Here is a 438-nt window from a genome sequence, read left to right as displayed (position 1 = left end):
ATGAAGTGCTGAGCGGCGACGTGGTGGAAGTGCGCCCGGGCGAGCGCGTGCCGGTCGACGGCGAGGTGGTCGAGGGCCGCAGCTACATCGACGAGTCGATGATCAGCGGCGAGCCGATCCCGGTCGAGAAGCAGCCGGGCAGCAGCGTGGTGGGCGGTACGGTCAACCAGAAGGGCGCACTGACGGTACGTGCCACGGCGGTGGGCGCGCAGACCATGCTGGCGCAGATCATCCGCATGGTCGAACAGGCGCAGGGCTCGAAGCTGCCGATCCAGGCGGTGGTCGACAAGGTCACCCTGTGGTTCGTGCCGGCGGTGATGCTGGCCGCGCTGGCGACCTTCGCAGTCTGGCTGATCTTCGGGCCCTCGCCAGCGCTGAGCTTCGCGCTGGTCAATGCGGTGGCGGTGCTGATCATTGCCTGCCCATGCGCGATGGGAC

General features: G+C 68.3%; 1 protein-coding gene. It reads left to right on the top strand.

Features of this window, described 5'->3' with window-relative positions:
- A partial coding sequence (locus D7X55_RS46610) for an HAD-IC family P-type ATPase (protein WP_147470509.1) occupies positions 1 to 438 on the top strand: 438 nt, incomplete at both ends.

Source organism: Corallococcus sp. AB049A, assembly GCF_003668885.1.
Lineage (GTDB): Bacteria > Myxococcota > Myxococcia > Myxococcales > Myxococcaceae > Corallococcus > Corallococcus interemptor.
This window is presented reverse-complemented; position numbering and strand designations above follow the sequence as displayed.